Source organism: Synechococcus sp. GFB01 (assembly GCF_001039265.1).
Lineage (GTDB): Bacteria > Cyanobacteriota > Cyanobacteriia > PCC-6307 > Cyanobiaceae > NIES-981.
Genome location: NZ_LFEK01000111.1, coordinates 30493 through 45389 on the forward strand (window position 1 = coordinate 30493; position 14897 = coordinate 45389).

The following is a 14897-nucleotide window of genomic DNA, read 5'->3' on the forward strand; positions in this document are numbered from 1 at the left end:
GCAAATGCCCGGGGCCCACGCTCCGGGCTTTGTTGCGTTCAGGCCCCGCTCAGCTCCATCCACCCAACCGGATCAGAGCCCCCACCACCACGAAGGCGATCGCCAGCATCCCGATCGGGTTGGCCGGGTGGAAGAGCCCTCGGAAGCCCGGTCGATAGAGCCATGCCATCCACAGGCCGCTGATCACCTGGATGGCGAGGGCGGTGAGGCCCAGCGGCTCGACCATCTCCTCGGAACTGCGGATCGCTGCTCCCCCGATGGGAGCAATCCGGCGGGGTGGACCGTGAAGGTGATCGTGGATCTGTGCGTGGTGCCGATCGGCGTGGGCGTGCATCTGGCGGCCACCATCGCCGCCATCGAGGCCTGCCACCAGGCGGTGCATGCGATGGGCTGNCCCCGCGTGTACACCACCGTGAAGATCAACACCCGCACCGACAAGGACCAGCGCCTTGAGGAGAAGGTGGCCAGCGTGCAGGCGCTGCTCTGAGGCCGAAGACTGTGTTGTCGGGCGCCCCAATCCAGCTGCCGCAGCGTCGTTCTGGCCGAGCGCGACACGGTCCGCTGGCGACNGCGCGGATCGCGGCGAGGCGCTTCCATGACCGGATGGGTCCCGCCCTGGCCAGCGAGCCAGCGCCGTCAGGAATCGGAGGACCGGCCTCGCCCCCGGGCGGGCGTGGACAATGACCTGGTGGGCTGGAGAAGCACCATCAGTCCCGAGCCGATCACCACCAGCGTGAGCAGCCCCAGCACCACGGAGTAGTAGGGCTGCAGATTGATCGGCCCGAAGCGGCCGGTGTGGATCTTCAGCAGCCAGAAGGCGTCGATGCCCTGCTCCAGCAGCAAGGAGTAGATCGAACCGCTGGCGGCCGTGAGCAGCAGAGGCGCGGCAGCGATCGGCACCACCCAGCGATGCAGACGGCGTGGTTTCATTCCTGCCGCAGCTCCTGATGCAGGTGCGCTTCATCGCTGCAGGGCATCCAGAGGCCGTTGTTCTGATGAGTGCCCTTGCAACCCAGCTCGCGGGCTCGTTGCTCGGCCTCGGCTTGGGTCTTGAAGAGCCCCTTGCTGTGCGCCTCCACGGCGGCAGGAGCAACCGTCAGGGAAATCAGCGCGCTCGCTGCGGTGAGCAGCAGGATCTGTGACGAGGTCATGAGGCGCCTCAGAAGCGGAACAGGGGATCGAACCGGTGGTACTCANGCTTGTTCAATCCTTCGCGGCCCAGCATGGTGCGCAGTTCGATGATCTCGCGGCGCTGGGCCACGATGATCTGCCGCGCCAGCCGCCGGATGGTCGGGTTGGTCGATTTCTCGAGGGCGTCGTGGGCCATCTCGAGCGCACCGCCGTGGTGCTGGATCATGCTCTCGAGGAACCAGACAACCCGGTTGGCCCTGGTGGGCGTGGCGCCCATCATCTGCATCGCCTCGATCTGGGCCGCGCTCATGCGCACCAGCTCGGCCATGGCGTCGGGGTTGCCGCCCGGTTTCAACGTCACGGGGTAGACCGGCGCCTCGGGATACCAGGCCTTGCGCCACTGGCCCATCGCCTTGATCTCCTGGGCCTGATCGCGCCAGATCCCCTTGGCCAGGGCCCCCACCCCGGCTGAGCCGATGTCGAACACGAACTCGCTCATCCGCAGCGCTCCGGTGTGGTGCTGCACCATCGCGTCGAGGAAGCGCAGGTCGTAGGTCGCGCCGGCCGGGCCGATGTCATGGCCATGGGCGTTGTGGCTGGCCTGGCCTGCAGGGGCGGGAGCGAGCGGCTGGNCATGGTGCTCATGGTCCATGCCTGGCAGGGGGGAAGGCTGCTGAGCCATGGTCTGGCCAGGGGCCAGCAGGGCGATCGCGGCAGCGAGTGGGAGCAGCCGATGCATGGGCGCGGCAGAACGCATGCTCCTAGGATGAAGTCTCCTCCTGGTGGAGAGTCAAGCGGTGGTCATCGCGCGGGCGTCGGGCCAGCAGATCGGCGTGGTGGCGGAGCGCTCAGGCGTGCCGGTGAAGACCATCCGCTTCTACTGCGACGAGGGACTGCTCCAGCCGGTCTCCCGAACCGAAGGCCGTTATCGCCTCTTTGATGAGTCTGTCTACGAGGAGCTTTCCCTGATCCGCACGCTGCGGGCCATGGAATCCCGCTGGACACGATCCGCTCCGTGCTGGAGGCGCGGCGCAGCGGCATCTGCTCCTGCGAGAACCTGCAGGGCACCATCCGCAGCAAGGCCGGAGAGATTCAGCAGCGAATCGAGGATCTGCTGGCCCTGCAGGCTGAACTCACCGCCATGCTGAACAGCTGGGAGGCCTGCGGCGGCGAGAAGGCGTCAACCGCCTGAGGTCTCGTACCACTGGCGGTACCACTGGGCCATCTGCTCGATCTCCTGGCTCTGAACGCGCACCATCGCCTCCTCCAGTTTGCGCAGCTCCGGGTGCTGGGTGTTCCATTCGGCGTGGGACGCCATCATCACGCCCATGCGGTGATGCGGAATCATCTGCTCGATGAAGGCGCGATCGAAATCCGGAGCGCTCTTGAGCACATCCAGCTGGTGGCCATCCCCGGCATGCCCCAACCCCAGCCTGCTCCCATGCCCATCCCGGGTCCCATTCCCCTGCCGTAGCCCGCTCCGACGCTCCAGGCCGGTACATCCGTGCCATACCACTTGCGGTACCACTGCCGCATCTGGGCGATCTCGCGGCTCTGGCTGGTGATGATCCGCTGGGCCAGGGCCTTGATCTCCGGACGGCGGGCCCGCTTGAGGGCCAGTTCCGCCATGGCGATCGCCCCCTGGTGATGCGGAATCATCATCACGATGAAACGGGCATCGGCGGAGCGCTGACCCAGCGCACCTCCTCCCCAGCCCATCCCAGGGCCAGGCGTGCTGCCGGGCGTGCTCACGGGATTGGGGGCGCCCTGGACGGCTGGGTTGAGCGTCAGCAGCAGCGCCGCTGCGGTGGCGAGTCCGGCCCAGGCCTCACGGCCCCTGACAACGCGAGTGATGGGCAACACCATCGGGGAGCTCCGGAAGCGGCTGACTCCATCCTGGCCACGGCTGCCGCAGGGTGATCAGACCGGGCCGGCGCGGCAGCACGCGGCGCCCGGCGGCGTCGCGGTCGGTTCAGCCAACCACGAGCATCACAGCCCCCATCAGGGCCATGATCAGGTTTTCAGCGAAGCTCACCACCCCGAGCGGTGCCTTGGCGTTGCCCCCCACACAGGCGCAGTTCAGGGCCAGCTTGTCGATGAACACGGCCTTGCCCACCGACACCATGCCCATGGCGCCGAGGAGCACCGCCGTGGCGCCGATCAGCCGCGACGCCATGGCGACATCCGGCCGGATCAGGATGCCGAGACCCACCAGAAGCTCCACGCCGGGGTAGAGGCGCCCCCAGGCGGGCCACCGCTGGGTCAGCAGGTCGTACTTGCGGAAGCTGGCGGCGAAGGCCGCCACATCCATCAGCTTGAGCATCGCCAGCAGACAGATCGAGATCCCCATGAAGCCGCTGAGGCCACCAGCCAGCGCCAGATCCATCAGGGCGGCGGTGGCGAAGACGGCGATCACCGGCGTGTAGGAGAACTCGCTGGCTTCGGGCCGTGTCCCCAGGCGTGCCGCCAGGTCGGTGTATCCGCCGATGCGCTCCTGCCCCGCGAACACCTGGGGGGTGGTGGCCACCGCGTGGGCTGCCTTGAAGGCGGCCACCTCCTCCTCGCTGCGGAGCGGATGGTCCTGGAAGGGGATGTGGCGCTCCTCGAGAAGCCGCACCGCCTTGAGTCCCCAGGGGCAGGCGTGATCGGGCAGATCCATCCGGTAGAGGCGCACGTGATCGAGAGAGGAAGGGGTCATGGAGCCATGGGCGAAGCAGAACCACCCCAACTCTGAGATCTCCAGTTACTGGAGAGTCAAGGCGCCCGGTGGGGCGCGGAGGCTGTCGGCTCTGGGCGGCCCTATCCCCCGGGCCGGCATGGTCATGTCTGCCTGGCACACACCACCTGCGGCGTTCAGCCCCGCCGGCGGCGCAGCGGCAGAGGCGAAGACCCATGACCCTCAGACCATCCGCAATCCTCTACTGAGAGGACATGGGCAGGTGCAGCGCCGCCGCTGCTCCCCTCTCATGCCCTCCTGTCGGGGTCCGGAGCCTCGGGCTCAGGGCGCTTGGCCTGGATGGAGAAATGGACCGGAGGAGCCGCAGAACTGTGGACTTTCCCGCTGCTGCGCCTGGCTGTGAAGGGTGGACACCGGCAGAATGGCTCTCCTGCAGCCGGTGCCATGGCACGCCTGGAAGCCCTGATCGCTCACGTTGTCGATGAGGAGCACTGCGGGGTGCGATCGCCGCGCTGGCCAGGGATCTGGGCGGTACGGTCCAGTGGCTGGATCGCCGCAACGCCTCGATTGCCCTGCTGGCCGGCAGCCCGGCCCTGGCGGTGCAGGTGCTGCTGGAGCTGCGCTCGTCTTCCGAACTGGTGCTGCTGGTGCGCAGCCGTGAGGGAATGGGCAGCGGCGCGCCGCTGAGCACCGCGGTGCTGGAGCAGGTGCTCAAGCTGCTGCAGAGCGCGTTAGCTGGTGCGTCGGTGCAGTTCCGCTCCGACCGCGATGGCCCGATCCGCAAGGCCGCAGCGGCTTGAGAGGAGGGGGTTGATGGCGATGGTTCGGCCAAGGGCCGGGATTGATCAGCACGGCTATAAGAGGCTGCTGAAATAGCCGCCAATTCGAGGCCTAACGCCTCCTGCTGCGCTGTGGGAATGATTCGCAGCTCGATCCCCGAGCTTTCTCGGCTTCCACTGCCCTGCTAACAGGCATGCGAGCCACGTCGGAGACTCTGGATCGCCGCCGCCGCCACGCGTTGTCCCTTTCATGCCAGCACCTCCCGTGGGCTGAGCAGGTTGGCCAGGCGGATCAGGTTGTAGGCCACCACATGCAGCCGGAACACCGCTCCCACCCGCGATCGACCTCGGGCCTTGAGCTGCCGCAGTCCGGCGGCCTGTTTGATCCATCCAACCACCTGCTCGATGCGCTCCCTGGCGTTGATCGAGCGGGCATAGCCCGCATGGCGAACGGTGCGGCCGTCGATGGCGGAGCGCCGGCGCGGCTGGATGTTCTGGGCGACATGGGGCGTGATGCCCGCGATGCGCAGATCGGCCACGAAATCCCTGGTGTCGTAGCCCTTGTCGGCCCCCAGTGTCTTCTGGTGGGCACCCGGCAGTGAGCGCGCCATCCGCACGGCCGCCGCACGCTCCCCGTAGCCGTCTGCCGGAGTCACCTCACTGGCCACCACCAGGCCGTGCCGGTTCTCCATCAGGCAGTGCCCCAGATAACTGAGGAATGCTCCGGTGCCACCGGACTTGCGGAACAGACGCGCCTCCCCGTCGCTGCTGGAGCGATGCGTCTGGTTGGAGAGCAGCAGGCCGCGGAAGTCGCCCCTGGCGCGCTTCTTCTGCTTGCCAGGAGCCGATCCAAACCCGTTCCCGCCACTGGGCGGTGGCGGATCGTCATCGCCTCCGTCGATCCGCTCCAGGGAGCCATGAGAGGCCCAGGCCCGCAGCAGGGTGGCATCCACGGAGAAGTGCTCGGAGCTCAGCAGCGGCATGACCTCCGGCGAGGCCAGCAGCAGCTCCAGGAACATCGCCATCAGCTCCTCGTTGAGCAGCCGGTCTCGGTTCTTGGTGAATGTGGTGGGATGCCAGACGGGATCGTCCGTGTTGAGGCCGACAAACCAGCGGAACAGCAGGTTGTAGTCCAGCTGCTCGTACTGCTTCGCAGAAGCCTTTGGCTACAGCATCCGCTCCGAGCGGATGCTGTAGAACGCCTGCAGCAACAGGGTCAGCAGCAACTGCTCCGGCGGGATCGAGGGGCGACCTCCCTCGGGATAGAGCCTGCAGAAGGTGGGGTTCAGCCGATCCAGCGCCTGATCGGCCAGCCGCCGGACCTGCCGCAGGGGATGGGCCTTGGGGATCCGATCCTCAGTGGAGACGTAGGAGAACAGGGGGCCATTCTCCCGCGGCTGGGCTGCTTTTTCACCCAATTTCACCCAACCATTCAGCGCCCAGCAGCCGCTGGAGTCGTCCCGGTGGTGGGCAAGGGGGATGGCATCTCCACAAGGTCCGTGAAAGTTAGCGCAGGTTGCTCCACAGCACCTTGCCAGCTGAACAGCTGGACAACCTGTGCACTCGCCTGCAGAAGGAGTTGGTCTGAATTAGGCAGACTCAGCTCATCGATAAATCACCATAAATGTGTGATCAATAATTAGCGACTTACTCTGGTAGCACGAAGGAATCGGCTTAAAGTACCCTGCCATCTCGTTCACCCTGTTAACAGCTGACTCATCCTGGCTTGGGAGGCCTGATGATTGGACAATTTGAATATTTGAGATGCCTCCTGTTCGCATAAGCTCATACTTTAGCTTTGTCACAAACTCTCCCTTGCGCGGCGGCTTGGGCGCTTTCCAGCCAGTGTCTACGCGACCCCGCATTTCATCTCGATACGCATTGATCTCTTCGCTACAATTACTGTCAATATCGGCAGAGGTAGTGGGCCTTGCCTTCGCTTCCTGCGCTGGCTGTCTTGGAAGTCCCACTGAATCATGGACTGGAAAACTATGTCGAATAACTTTAGTTGCTGATTTTGCGCCTTCTTTGACCTCCCACTCATGAGCGCCAAATGTCAGCCCAGGTGGAGGAACGACAACCACACCCCGGGGAGACTTGGCAACAATACTGGCAGGTATTTTGTCTACCATTACTGTTGTCATCCCAACTGGCTTGTCAAATGGACCTGTAATCCGAACAGGCGTCTTGTCTGCCGTCTCCTGGGGGAATTCAAAGGTACTTGACTCCGAATAGTGGCCTTCAGGCTTTACCGGAACAGATCCACTTGTCACGATGTTTCCCTTAGGATCTTTGACGGTCACGATCACCGTTGGTCCTTCAGGCCTTCGCTGATCTATGGCGCTAGTGGGCTCTCGCTTTACCGATGTAACAGTCTTGCCTGCAACACGAGGGATGACGCTTGTGAAAAGGCCTGGGACTTTTGCCGGTTCTCCTTGAGTTCCTGCTTGGGACGTCTCTTTGCTTTCTTCATCGCTGAATGTGGCTGTGCTGGATATTTCAACTTTATAGTCTTCGGCAACCGGAGATTCGTCTTTGAAAACAGAATAACTGATAACATCTCCCTCTTCAATATCTGAAGGCAATGAAACCCGTATGCCAGTAGCAGAGTTCGTGAGAGTTGTCAGTCCGTTCGTGCTTTTGCTAACCATTCCCATCGCGCCTCCTTCCTGATCCCGGCCGTGCGGGGTCGCTCCATTCGGGACTGACGTTTGTCATGGGGTTGTTCGTCGGAGCGTTCCTCCTCCGGTGTGGAGCGCGGCAGCACTTGCTGTTGGAGTTGTCCTGTATCCTTTGCTTTCGGGATGTTAATATAGATCGTTGTGGCCTGCCCGCCGCAACAAGTCCCTGTGCTGGATACATCCCCACGCTTGTCGCCATCAAGGATAATTGTCTTGTCCGGCATTCCATCTTTGTTTCCCTGTCCATCCGGCAGATCCAGCCCGATACGGGTCTCGTTCTTTTCGGGGTCGTAATTCACGGTGATGTCCCTGCCGCTCAGGTTAACGCCATCAATGATGATCTGTTCACCCGACTCGTAGTCGCGAATGCGATCGCCATCCTCAAGCGTATTTGTGGGATCGCCCTGGCCGTGCCCAGCCCGGAACCAGAAAGTGTCGCGTCCCTTGCCGCCGGATATGTCGTCGAGCCCGGACTTTCCCAACAAGTTGTTCGCGCGGTCATCGCCGTTCTGGACGTGAGGCGCGTCCGGATCGTTCATGACCGATGGTGCGAGGCCGCGACCTGAGGCGGGAGTTTCACCAATCTCGAAGATCCTCGGAGGCAGCGTAGTGCCATCTCCGACTATGGCCTTGCGGTCGCCTCGGGAGTTAACGGCAAGCGGGCTTCCGTTTTCGCCGCTGCCGTGTATGCCGTGGTCTTCATCAAGGGTCCCAGGTTCAGCCGAATCCGGGATGCCGATCTGATACCGAGCCAGAGTAAGGCTTTCATTGACAGAGGTCAGCTTTTGATCTTCTGTGTCAATGGCACCCGTCGTGAGACTCCCACTGTCATGGTTCTGACGATCTAAGCTGGTAACGGCCACTGCGATGCGCGATCCACGAGGCATGGCGGTATCTCTGTCAAGCTGACCGGAAAGGATTTTGTTCAGGTTAATCCTATTGGTTTCTGCGGGACGCATAACAATGACGCCATTCTTGCTTGGGCGGGCCAACTGTTCGCGTGTAGTCGCCAGCAAAGTTTTGTCAATCGGTAGTCGCTCTCGGAGATGTCGAGGCTGTCATCAGCCAAGGCCGAAGGTGCCGGGAGGGTGATCAGAGCGGCTAGCAGCGTTGCAAGTTCAGGTCTCAGCGACCGATCAGGGTAACATTCTCTCATGATCAGAATAGGGTAAAATGCTCAGACGGAGAGAGTGATGCTTGATATGTTTAAGCCTAAGGTTCGGCAAGACAATCGTCTTCGGCGTAACAGATTGTCTTCTTCTGCAGAGTGTCTTATTCTCAGGATGGCTGCGCAGAGACGGCCTTCGTCTCACCTTCACGATGGACAGCGTCCTGGCTGAAGCACAGGCAAGGTCGCCTAACCTCGCAGGGCCGGTTGCTTCCGTGCCTGCGATGGTCGTCCGCTTCCGCACTCACCTGCCTCGCCATCTGCTGCTGCTTGCCTTGCTGGGGCTCCATCCGGTGGCGGGCTGGGCCCAGGCGGCGTTGCCGCGCACGCCGTACGCATCCCAGCAGAAGCCCACCGTTTCGGTGCCCGATTTCAAGAACACCGTGACTCAGCCCGCCTGGTGGTGGCAGGGTCCTGTGGCCACGGATCTCGCCGCAGCCCTGGCCAATGAGCTTCAGGGCAGTGGCGACCTGCAGGTGGTGGAGCGCAGCAACCTCAAGGAGGTGCTCTCCGAGCAGGAACTGGCCGAGCTGGGCATCGTCCGCCAGGGACCGACCGCCGCCCGACGGGGGCAGATGACCGGAGCCCGCTACCTCGTGCTCGGCACGATCACCTCCTACGAAAGCAACGTGGAGAGCCGGGGAACGGGCAACAGCTTCGGCGTGCTCGGCTTCGGCACCAGCAATCAGCAGCTGGAGACCCGCGACTACGTGGCCATTGACATCCGGGTGGTGGACAGCACCACTGGCGAGGTGGTGGGTACCCGCACCGTGGAGGGCAGGGCCAGCAGCGTGGCCGGGGCTCGCGAGACCGGCGGCAGCCTGCTGCCCCTGGCCGGGGTCGCCCTGTGGGCAGCGCCCAACATGGGGCGTGGAGCCCAGGCTGCGGTGGGTGCGGCAGGCACCCTCAACTTCAGCAACAGCAGCTCCGAGTCCCAGCGCACACCGGCCGCCAAGGCGATCCGGGCCGCCCTGATCGATGCCTCCGACTACGTGAGCTGTCTGCTCGTGCCGAAGGGCGACTGCATGGCTCGCTTCGATGCCCAGGACAGACAGCGGCGGGATCGGACCCGTGGCGTGCTCCAACTGGACTGAACGCGTCAGAGCGCCCTTGCCCCGCCAACCCTGGTTGGCTTCCGCCTGATGGCCGTATGGCCTGATGCTCGTTGAGGCATCCGTGCCAGCGCCTGACAGCGACGTGAGCGTAAGCGCACCTACGGGCCTGTAGGTGACGCGCCCATCGAGCCCGCCGCCACACCTCGGTCAGTTGGCTTCACGAGGAGTTCGGCCCCTGCCGCTCAGGTGATCGGGCCATCACGCTGATCGTGCATCGGCGGGGGTGGTGGCGGCTGGAGCAACAGCACGATGCTGCTGATGCCGATCATCAGGAACGACACAGCTCCCAGCAGGGCCAGCAGGCGCAACCCCAGGCCGCGGCCGGGATCCACCAACGGCTCGTCATCGTCCTTGCTGGTGGGGTGTCGGTGGTGGGGCGGCAGGCGAGGGTGTTGCATCAGCTGGTCTCACCCATCTCGCCGACATCCGTGAGCTGATCGATCAACAGCTCGGCAAAGCCGGTGGCTGGATCGGTCTTCCGAGCGAACCGCCACTCAGGCAGCATCGCCACCACCAGCTCGGCCGTGGTGCGCACCATGGAGCCGCTGCAGAGATGTCCGCCGATCACCGCTCCTGTGCTGTCAGCCACGGCGCTGTGCAGGTGGCCTCCATCCGGTGTGAGGCTGCCAGCCAGGCTGATGATTTCGAGATCCCCTCGGAGCGTAGTGGGCTCCTCCAGGCCAGCCAGCCGCAGCCGAGCCACCGACAGGCTGCCGATGCCACTGATAACACAGCCGGCCTGCTCGCTCCGCTGAGCCATCCAGGTCTCCAGGGTTCGGCGTAAGTCCTCTCCAGGCATCAGCCGCAGTGGCACCACCTTCATCGGCCAGAGCCCTCCACCAGACTTTGAACCATCACCAAGGCGTCGCCGTAGGCCGGCTGCAAGGGGCGAACCGCCCCGGGCAGGGCTGATGGGGACGACGTTGGCCTGCCAATCGCTGACTCCGGCATTGCTCGCCCGACCACCAGGCTGAACGGGATGGCTCGGTAGCCCTCGCCGGCGACATTCAGCCAACACGAAGTCAGCATGGGTGACGTGGGCTTCGAGGCACAGGTCGTTGGCCCTGAGGGAGAAGTTGCCTCCCACGACCTCGGTATGATCCAGAGTCACCATCACGCCCTTGCTCTTCTCCAGCCACCACAACCAGGCCTCGGCTTTCGAGATCGCCGGGTCATCTTGGGAATCTGCAGCAGCAGTGCCGGTGGAACCAGGGAACGCGATCAAGGGGATGCTGATTCTCGTGCCCCATCTGTAGAGGCATCCCCGGTTCCGGCTCAGTGCATCAGCAGCCCGATCGGCCCCATGGCCGTCACGCCACCGCCGATGGCCCCGGCCAGGGCCCAGAGCAGCAGCTGGGAGGAGATGCAGGAGGCAGCGGCCCCGACGCCGACTAACAACAGCAGGTGGTCGACGCCGCTGATCGGATGCGGAAAGCCGGTGGCCACACCGCCCTGGGCGATGCCATGGGCCTGGGCTGCTTGATCGAGCAGAAGTGCCAGAACGGTTGCTGCGCCGAACAGAGTCAGACCCCCCCCAGCAACCAGGCCAGCGGCAGCAGCAGGCCGCTCACGAGTAGTAGATCCGTGGGCTCCAGGAACAGCCGGGCCCTCCCATCTCCCCAGGGTCCCAGGCCAGTGGGCGCCAGATGGGCCAGCGGCAGTCTCATGCGAGTGCCCGCTCCAGAAACCACAGCCCCACCAGCGCCACGCAGCCACCGGCCCCTTGCACCAAGCTCCGCCCGCCGGGCCAGCGGCGCGTTTCGACCAGCAGGATCCCCACCAGGTGCAGCAGGCCTGTCGCGATCACAAAGGCCAGGCTGTAGAGGAGGGCGTGCTGCCGGCGGGCAGGTCAGCGCCGTGGGCGTGCCCGTGGAACACCGCAAAGGCGGTCACGATCAGCGGCGCCAACCAGTGGGGTGGCCTCAGCTCGAACAGCACCATCAGGCCCATCACCAGGCCCGAGACGGCGATGCCGATGTCCACCCCCGGGATCGGAACGCCGAGGAGGCCAAGCAGCCCCCTAAAGCCATCACCATCGGGAATGCCACCGGCAGCACCCACAGGGCCGGCGGGCCGAGTAGCGCACCCCAGAGGCCCACGGCCACCATCGCCACCACGTGATCGAGGCCGCTGATCGGGTGCAGAACTCCCGCCACGAAGCCGCCGCCGCCGCCGGGATGGGCATCGTTATGGGCCCAGCCGGGGCAGGCGTCAGGGCCAGACCTGCAGCGGCCAGCAACGGCCAGCGGAGACGGCGCATCGGCATCAGGCGGCTGAGGTGAAGCCTGATGCCCTCCGCCCCGGCTTCTGCGTCTTTGCGTCTGCTCACAGCAGAACAGACACCAAAAGGTTGCTGTTGGTGAACACCACCACAACAGCGCGAGGGACGCAAGCGATCGCCCGGCTCCGTCGCGCTCTACCCAGGTCCAACAGGAAGGCGCCCCAGGTGTGGGCGCCTTAGCACCGGTTGCGGATCATCGCCCTGGCATCTCGGTAGCGATCCGATCGGGTGTCTGTGGTTCACGCATCACCTGTCTTGGGCCTGGCAGGCAAGGGAGGGGATCACGTTCCCGGGAAGCGATGCTCAGGGCTTGACCTTCTCGGCTGTGATCCGGCCCGGGTTATGCAGCCCGGGATTGCAACACGCGGGAATCAGATCTGGCGTATGGCTTGCTGCGGCTACGGGATGGCGTTCGCGCCGCGCCATCGAGTTCACGGTTGGTTTGACGCATGTTGGGCGCACCTCCGCTGTGCGCACCGGCTCGGGTAATCCCTGGCCGGACTCTTTTGGAGGGTGAGGGTCGGGTTGGCTCCCGGGCCTCCCCTCAACTTCAAGGTAAACCAACCGGGAGGAGGCGGGGGCTGTGGGGCGTTCCTGTTCCCGTACCACCCTTGCGGCCTGCTCGGCACAGCGACGGCCGGGCCCGTGCAGGCAGCGGGTTTCGCTGCCGGGGGATGCCACGGAAGCCGGGGCTGTGGATGATCGAGGCCGTGATGGCCCCGCCCCCTGTCTCAAGCAGCTGCCGCAGGATCAGCAGCGTCCCAACGCCCCCGGATCAGCGGCAGTGCCAGCTCAGCCCCCTGCGCTGGGCTGATGGTGACCCTCAACTCTCCTGCGCTGTTCCCTGAGTGACATGCCGGTAACCATCCCACTTTGAAGTGCGTTCTTGCGCTGGCGGCGGCATTCAGCACACCATCAGCAGACCCCTCACCAGCCGATCGAGGCGACCATGCCCAAGCACAAGCCCCCCAATCCCTCAGCCGTGGGTCTGCCCTCCGGCACCGGTTCCCGCTGCATCTGCGGTGCCACCGGTAACAGCCCCTGCCGCGATCGAGGCCAGTCCAAGCTCGGTGGCCTCCCCGCATCCGCTCCAGCCATCCAGGTCCAGCGTCCCTGTGCGCGGTTCGGCTCATGAGCACCAGTCCAGCCATCGATCTGCTGGTGATCGCCGCCAGCTCCAGTGAAAACCTCGCTCTCGCCAAGCGCTTTGCCGCCGCCGCTCAGCAGCAGGGCCAGGTGGCCGAGGTGCTCGACCTCACCACCGTTGACCTGCCTCTGTTCACCCCCCGGGCCCAGTCAGCCGGGACCCCGCCGGAGCTGGAGAAGCTCCGAGCCCGGCTGCTCGCGGCCCCCCGCTGGGTGATCTGCACGCCGGAATACAACGGCTCAATCCCGCCGGTGCTCACCAGTGCCATCGCCTGGCTTTCGGTGCAGGGCGACGACTTCCGTGCGTTGTTCAACGGCCGCCCCGTGGCGATCGCCACCCGTTCCGGTGGTGGCGGTCATGGTGTGCTCACGGCCCTGCGCCTGCAGCTGGCTCACCTCGGCGCCCATGTGGTGGGCCGTCAGCTGGTGAGCAACAGCAGCCATCCCGCCAAAGACGAATCGATCGCGACCTGATCACGCGCCTGCAGCACCTGCGCATGCCCCGGGCATGACCATCTCCGTGCCCGATGACCCCCAACGCAGCCGCGGTGTTGCCGAGCACGATGTTCCGCCAGGGGGACATGGCTCCAGGAGCCGATCAGAGCGAGAGCTCCGATGGCCAGCAGGCCGCCCGCCCAGGAGAGCAGAACGTCATGACGTCAGCGCTCCCACGACCACGAAATCGGGTTGGCGGGGAGGAAGAGGCCTCGGAGATCTGGTCCCGCAGGGCCTGGGCAACACCCCCAGATCCAGCACCAGATGGCCTCCTGCCCACACCGTGGCGGCCAGGGCAAGTGGCTCGCCCCGATCGCACTGCCTGATCTGAGCGTTGTCCTACGCAGCTGGGCGTGTTGCGATCACCGCGAAGAACGGATCGCCTTTGGCACCGATCCAGCCCAGAGGCCCCGGGGCGCGGGTGTCCTCAGCGATCAGCTCCGGCCTGGGCCAGCCCTGGGCCATCAGCACGCGCGCCACGGTGGTCAGGTGGTCGCGGTCGCTTCCGTCGGTCCAGACCTGCGGGGCCTTCACAAAGAACATGCGGTTGCTGAAGGCAACGATCACCTGCCCTCTTGGCCGCACAACCCGCAGCAGCTCTTCTGCCACCGCCTCGGGGTACTGCAGATACTGCCAGCCGGCCACCATCAACACCGCGTCGACGCTGGCGTCCTCCAGGGGCAGGCGCTGGTCGGTGTTGAGGTTCTGCAGCCAGTGGCGATCGAGGCGGGGATTGGCCTGCAGCTCCTGCTCGTTGAGGCCGTGGCCGATCACGTCCTGGTAGTGCACGTCCTCGGGCAGGTGGCTCACCCAGCTGCTCATCAGATCCAGCACCACCGCGCAGGGTGGGATGCGCTCGCGGTAGAGCGCCGTGAGCCTGGAGCGGAAGGCCGCATCGAGGTGCTGCACGAAGCGGGGCTCGGCGTAGAAGAGCGCGTCGTCACCGTCATCGAGCTTGCGGCGCTCGGCATCGCTGAGAACGGCTACCGCCATGAAGCACAGGAACTGGGCTCATCATGCTGGCGAGAGCTCGGGCAAGGCGGGCAGGCGAGGCGCGCCTCCCGGGCTTTGCTGCGGCGCACCGGCTGCCGAGAGGCACAGGAGGCGGCCAGGGTCAACCTGCGGCGGTTTCTGGATGGAACACAGCCGGGGATTCAGGCTGTCTGAGCACTGATCCCTCCTGGATTGGCACCGCAACTCCGCGACGGACGCCCGCAGCCCTGGCTTGGGTCGTTGTTGTGTGTTCAAGCCGCCGCCGGTCGGCGCTGTTGAGCGTCGTGGAGCGCTGCTCACACGGCCAGCAGGCTGAGGCCGCCGCTCACGGAAATGAAGCGCAGCGTCTACAGCAGCAACAGGAAGAGGCCGAGCGCCGAGGAAGCTGATGCCGAACCCGGGGCCGTTCTCCCCGATCCGGAAAGTCTCGC

17 protein-coding genes and 4 pseudogenes are annotated in these 14897 nt (G+C 65.0%); 6 read left to right on the forward strand and 15 right to left on the reverse strand.

Features of this window, described 5'->3' with window-relative positions:
- Positions 1–49 precede the first annotated feature (49 nt).
- Entirely contained in the window at positions 50–226 is a 177-nt protein-coding gene (locus SYNGFB01_RS14695; RefSeq protein ID WP_161795886.1) for a hypothetical protein, read from the reverse strand.
- A 57-nt stretch (positions 227–283) separates the two neighbouring features.
- Between SYNGFB01_RS14695 and SYNGFB01_RS10745 the strand changes: the two genes are divergently transcribed.
- On the forward strand, positions 284–487 hold the full coding sequence (locus SYNGFB01_RS10745) for a thiamine-binding protein (RefSeq protein ID WP_048018014.1): 204 nt from the start codon (positions 284–286) through the stop codon (positions 485–487).
- Positions 488–636: 149 nt separating this feature from the next.
- Here SYNGFB01_RS10745 and SYNGFB01_RS10750 read toward each other — a convergent pair whose 3' ends face one another.
- From SYNGFB01_RS10750 to SYNGFB01_RS10760, 3 genes are read right to left on the reverse strand one after another with little or no spacing between them, the layout of a single operon-like run.
- Entirely contained in the window at positions 637–930 is a 294-nt protein-coding gene (locus tag SYNGFB01_RS10750) for a fumarate reductase (RefSeq protein ID WP_048018015.1), read from the reverse strand.
- On the reverse strand, positions 927–1151 hold the full coding sequence (locus tag SYNGFB01_RS10755) for a DUF3721 domain-containing protein (RefSeq protein ID WP_048018016.1): 225 nt from the start codon (positions 1149–1151) through the stop codon (positions 927–929). Before SYNGFB01_RS10755 ends, SYNGFB01_RS10750 begins: the two co-directional genes overlap by 4 nt.
- Before the next feature lie 8 nt (positions 1152–1159).
- The gene (locus SYNGFB01_RS10760; protein WP_048018017.1) at positions 1160–1870 is read right to left on the reverse strand and encodes a DUF305 domain-containing protein; all 711 of its coding nucleotides are present in this window, start codon (positions 1868–1870) and stop codon (positions 1160–1162) included.
- A 121-nt stretch (positions 1871–1991) separates the two neighbouring features.
- Between SYNGFB01_RS10760 and SYNGFB01_RS15635 the strand changes: the two are divergent.
- A pseudogene (locus tag SYNGFB01_RS15635) lies at positions 1992–2057 on the forward strand (transcriptional regulator); the annotation flags it as partial.
- A gap of 89 nt (positions 2058–2146) precedes the next feature.
- Entirely contained in the window at positions 2147–2323 is a 177-nt protein-coding gene (locus tag SYNGFB01_RS15640; protein ID WP_235300118.1) for a hypothetical protein, read from the forward strand.
- On the opposite strand, the pseudogene SYNGFB01_RS10770 reads toward SYNGFB01_RS15640, so the two are convergent.
- Together SYNGFB01_RS10770 and SYNGFB01_RS10775 are read right to left on the reverse strand one after the other, a co-directional pair.
- A pseudogene (locus SYNGFB01_RS10770) lies at positions 2312–2997 on the reverse strand (DUF305 domain-containing protein). The gene SYNGFB01_RS15640 and the pseudogene SYNGFB01_RS10770 overlap by 12 nt on opposite strands.
- Positions 2998–3103: 106 nt before the next feature.
- Complete coding sequence (locus SYNGFB01_RS10775; RefSeq protein WP_048018018.1) at positions 3104–3829, reverse strand: MauE/DoxX family redox-associated membrane protein; 726 nt, start codon at positions 3827–3829, stop codon at positions 3104–3106.
- Between the two features lie 578 nt (positions 3830–4407).
- Here SYNGFB01_RS10775 and SYNGFB01_RS15650 point away from each other — a divergent pair.
- Positions 4408–4608, forward strand: coding sequence for a hypothetical protein (locus tag SYNGFB01_RS15650; RefSeq protein WP_048018019.1), 201 nt, complete (start codon positions 4408–4410; stop codon positions 4606–4608).
- 227 nt (positions 4609–4835) lie between these two features.
- Here SYNGFB01_RS15650 and SYNGFB01_RS10785 read toward each other — a convergent pair.
- The 3 genes and pseudogenes from SYNGFB01_RS10785 to SYNGFB01_RS14390 all read right to left on the reverse strand — a co-directional run bounded on the left by SYNGFB01_RS10785 (position 4836) and on the right by SYNGFB01_RS14390 (position 8260).
- Positions 4836–6005, reverse strand: a pseudogene (locus SYNGFB01_RS10785) (IS5 family transposase).
- 186 nt (positions 6006–6191) lie between these two features.
- Positions 6192–7238 (reverse strand): hypothetical protein, encoded by a 1047-nt coding sequence (locus tag SYNGFB01_RS14385; RefSeq protein ID WP_152669628.1) that lies wholly within the window; start codon positions 7236–7238, stop codon positions 6192–6194.
- Entirely contained in the window at positions 7211–8260 is a 1050-nt protein-coding gene (locus SYNGFB01_RS14390) for a hypothetical protein (RefSeq protein WP_152669629.1), read from the reverse strand. Before SYNGFB01_RS14390 ends, SYNGFB01_RS14385 begins: the two co-directional genes overlap by 28 nt.
- Positions 8261–8660: 400 nt before the next feature.
- On the opposite strand from SYNGFB01_RS14390, the gene SYNGFB01_RS10795 reads away from it, so the two are divergent.
- Positions 8661–9530, forward strand: coding sequence for a CsgG/HfaB family protein (locus SYNGFB01_RS10795; RefSeq protein WP_152669630.1), 870 nt, complete (start codon positions 8661–8663; stop codon positions 9528–9530).
- A 203-nt stretch (positions 9531–9733) separates the two neighbouring features.
- On the opposite strand, the gene SYNGFB01_RS10800 is transcribed toward SYNGFB01_RS10795, so the two are convergent.
- From SYNGFB01_RS10800 to SYNGFB01_RS16510, 5 genes and pseudogenes are all read right to left on the reverse strand, one after another.
- On the reverse strand, positions 9734–9949 hold the full coding sequence (locus SYNGFB01_RS10800; RefSeq protein ID WP_048018021.1) for a hypothetical protein: 216 nt from the start codon (positions 9947–9949) through the stop codon (positions 9734–9736).
- Positions 9949–10374 (reverse strand): PPC domain-containing DNA-binding protein, encoded by a 426-nt coding sequence (locus SYNGFB01_RS10805; protein ID WP_048018022.1) that lies wholly within the window; start codon positions 10372–10374, stop codon positions 9949–9951. The genes SYNGFB01_RS10800 and SYNGFB01_RS10805 overlap by 1 nt, the downstream gene beginning before the upstream one ends.
- 452 nt (positions 10375–10826) lie before the next feature.
- Positions 10827–11096, reverse strand: a complete 270-nt coding sequence (locus tag SYNGFB01_RS15960) for a HupE/UreJ family protein (protein ID WP_082326002.1) — start codon at positions 11094–11096, stop codon at positions 10827–10829.
- A complete protein-coding gene (locus tag SYNGFB01_RS14995) occupies positions 11075–11218 on the reverse strand; it encodes a hypothetical protein (RefSeq protein ID WP_200900109.1) in 144 nt (47 codons plus the stop codon). Before SYNGFB01_RS14995 ends, SYNGFB01_RS15960 begins: the two co-directional genes overlap by 22 nt.
- Positions 11215–11707: pseudogene (locus SYNGFB01_RS16510) on the reverse strand (HupE/UreJ family protein). The gene SYNGFB01_RS14995 and the pseudogene SYNGFB01_RS16510 overlap by 4 nt, the downstream one beginning before the upstream one ends.
- Before the next feature lie 1256 nt (positions 11708–12963).
- Between SYNGFB01_RS16510 and SYNGFB01_RS10825 the strand changes: the two are divergent.
- Positions 12964–13452: an NADPH-dependent FMN reductase gene (locus SYNGFB01_RS10825; protein ID WP_048018024.1), complete on the forward strand. Its 489-nt coding sequence runs from the start codon at positions 12964–12966 to the stop codon at positions 13450–13452.
- A 360-nt stretch (positions 13453–13812) separates the two neighbouring features.
- On the opposite strand, the gene SYNGFB01_RS10830 is transcribed toward SYNGFB01_RS10825, so the two are convergent.
- Positions 13813–14466, reverse strand: a complete 654-nt coding sequence (locus SYNGFB01_RS10830) for a methyltransferase domain-containing protein (RefSeq protein ID WP_048018025.1) — start codon at positions 14464–14466, stop codon at positions 13813–13815.
- Between the last annotated feature and the right edge of the window lie 431 nt (positions 14467–14897).

Coding starts and splice junctions, on each gene's coding strand:
- SYNGFB01_RS10795 (WP_152669630.1), top strand. CDS start 8,661: ATGGTCGTCCGCTTCCGCACTCACCTGCCTCGCCATCTGCTGCTGCTT.
- SYNGFB01_RS10830 (WP_048018025.1), bottom strand. CDS start 14,466: ATGGCGGTAGCCGTTCTCAGCGATGCCGAGCGCCGCAAGCTCGATGAC.
- SYNGFB01_RS10775 (WP_048018018.1), bottom strand. CDS start 3,829: ATGACCCCTTCCTCTCTCGATCACGTGCGCCTCTACCGGATGGATCTG.
- SYNGFB01_RS10825 (WP_048018024.1), top strand. CDS start 12,964: ATGAGCACCAGTCCAGCCATCGATCTGCTGGTGATCGCCGCCAGCTCC.
- SYNGFB01_RS10755 (WP_048018016.1), bottom strand. CDS start 1,151: ATGACCTCGTCACAGATCCTGCTGCTCACCGCAGCGAGCGCGCTGATT.
- SYNGFB01_RS14995 (WP_200900109.1), bottom strand. CDS start 11,218: ATGAGACTGCCGCTGGCCCATCTGGCGCCCACTGGCCTGGGACCCTGG.
- SYNGFB01_RS14385 (WP_152669628.1), bottom strand. CDS start 7,238: ATGGTTAGCAAAAGCACGAACGGACTGACAACTCTCACGAACTCTGCT.
- SYNGFB01_RS10800 (WP_048018021.1), bottom strand. CDS start 9,949: ATGCAACACCCTCGCCTGCCGCCCCACCACCGACACCCCACCAGCAAG.
- SYNGFB01_RS10805 (WP_048018022.1), bottom strand. CDS start 10,374: ATGAAGGTGGTGCCACTGCGGCTGATGCCTGGAGAGGACTTACGCCGA.
- SYNGFB01_RS10750 (WP_048018015.1), bottom strand. CDS start 930: ATGAAACCACGCCGTCTGCATCGCTGGGTGGTGCCGATCGCTGCCGCG.
- SYNGFB01_RS14695 (WP_161795886.1), bottom strand. CDS start 226: ATGGTCGAGCCGCTGGGCCTCACCGCCCTCGCCATCCAGGTGATCAGC.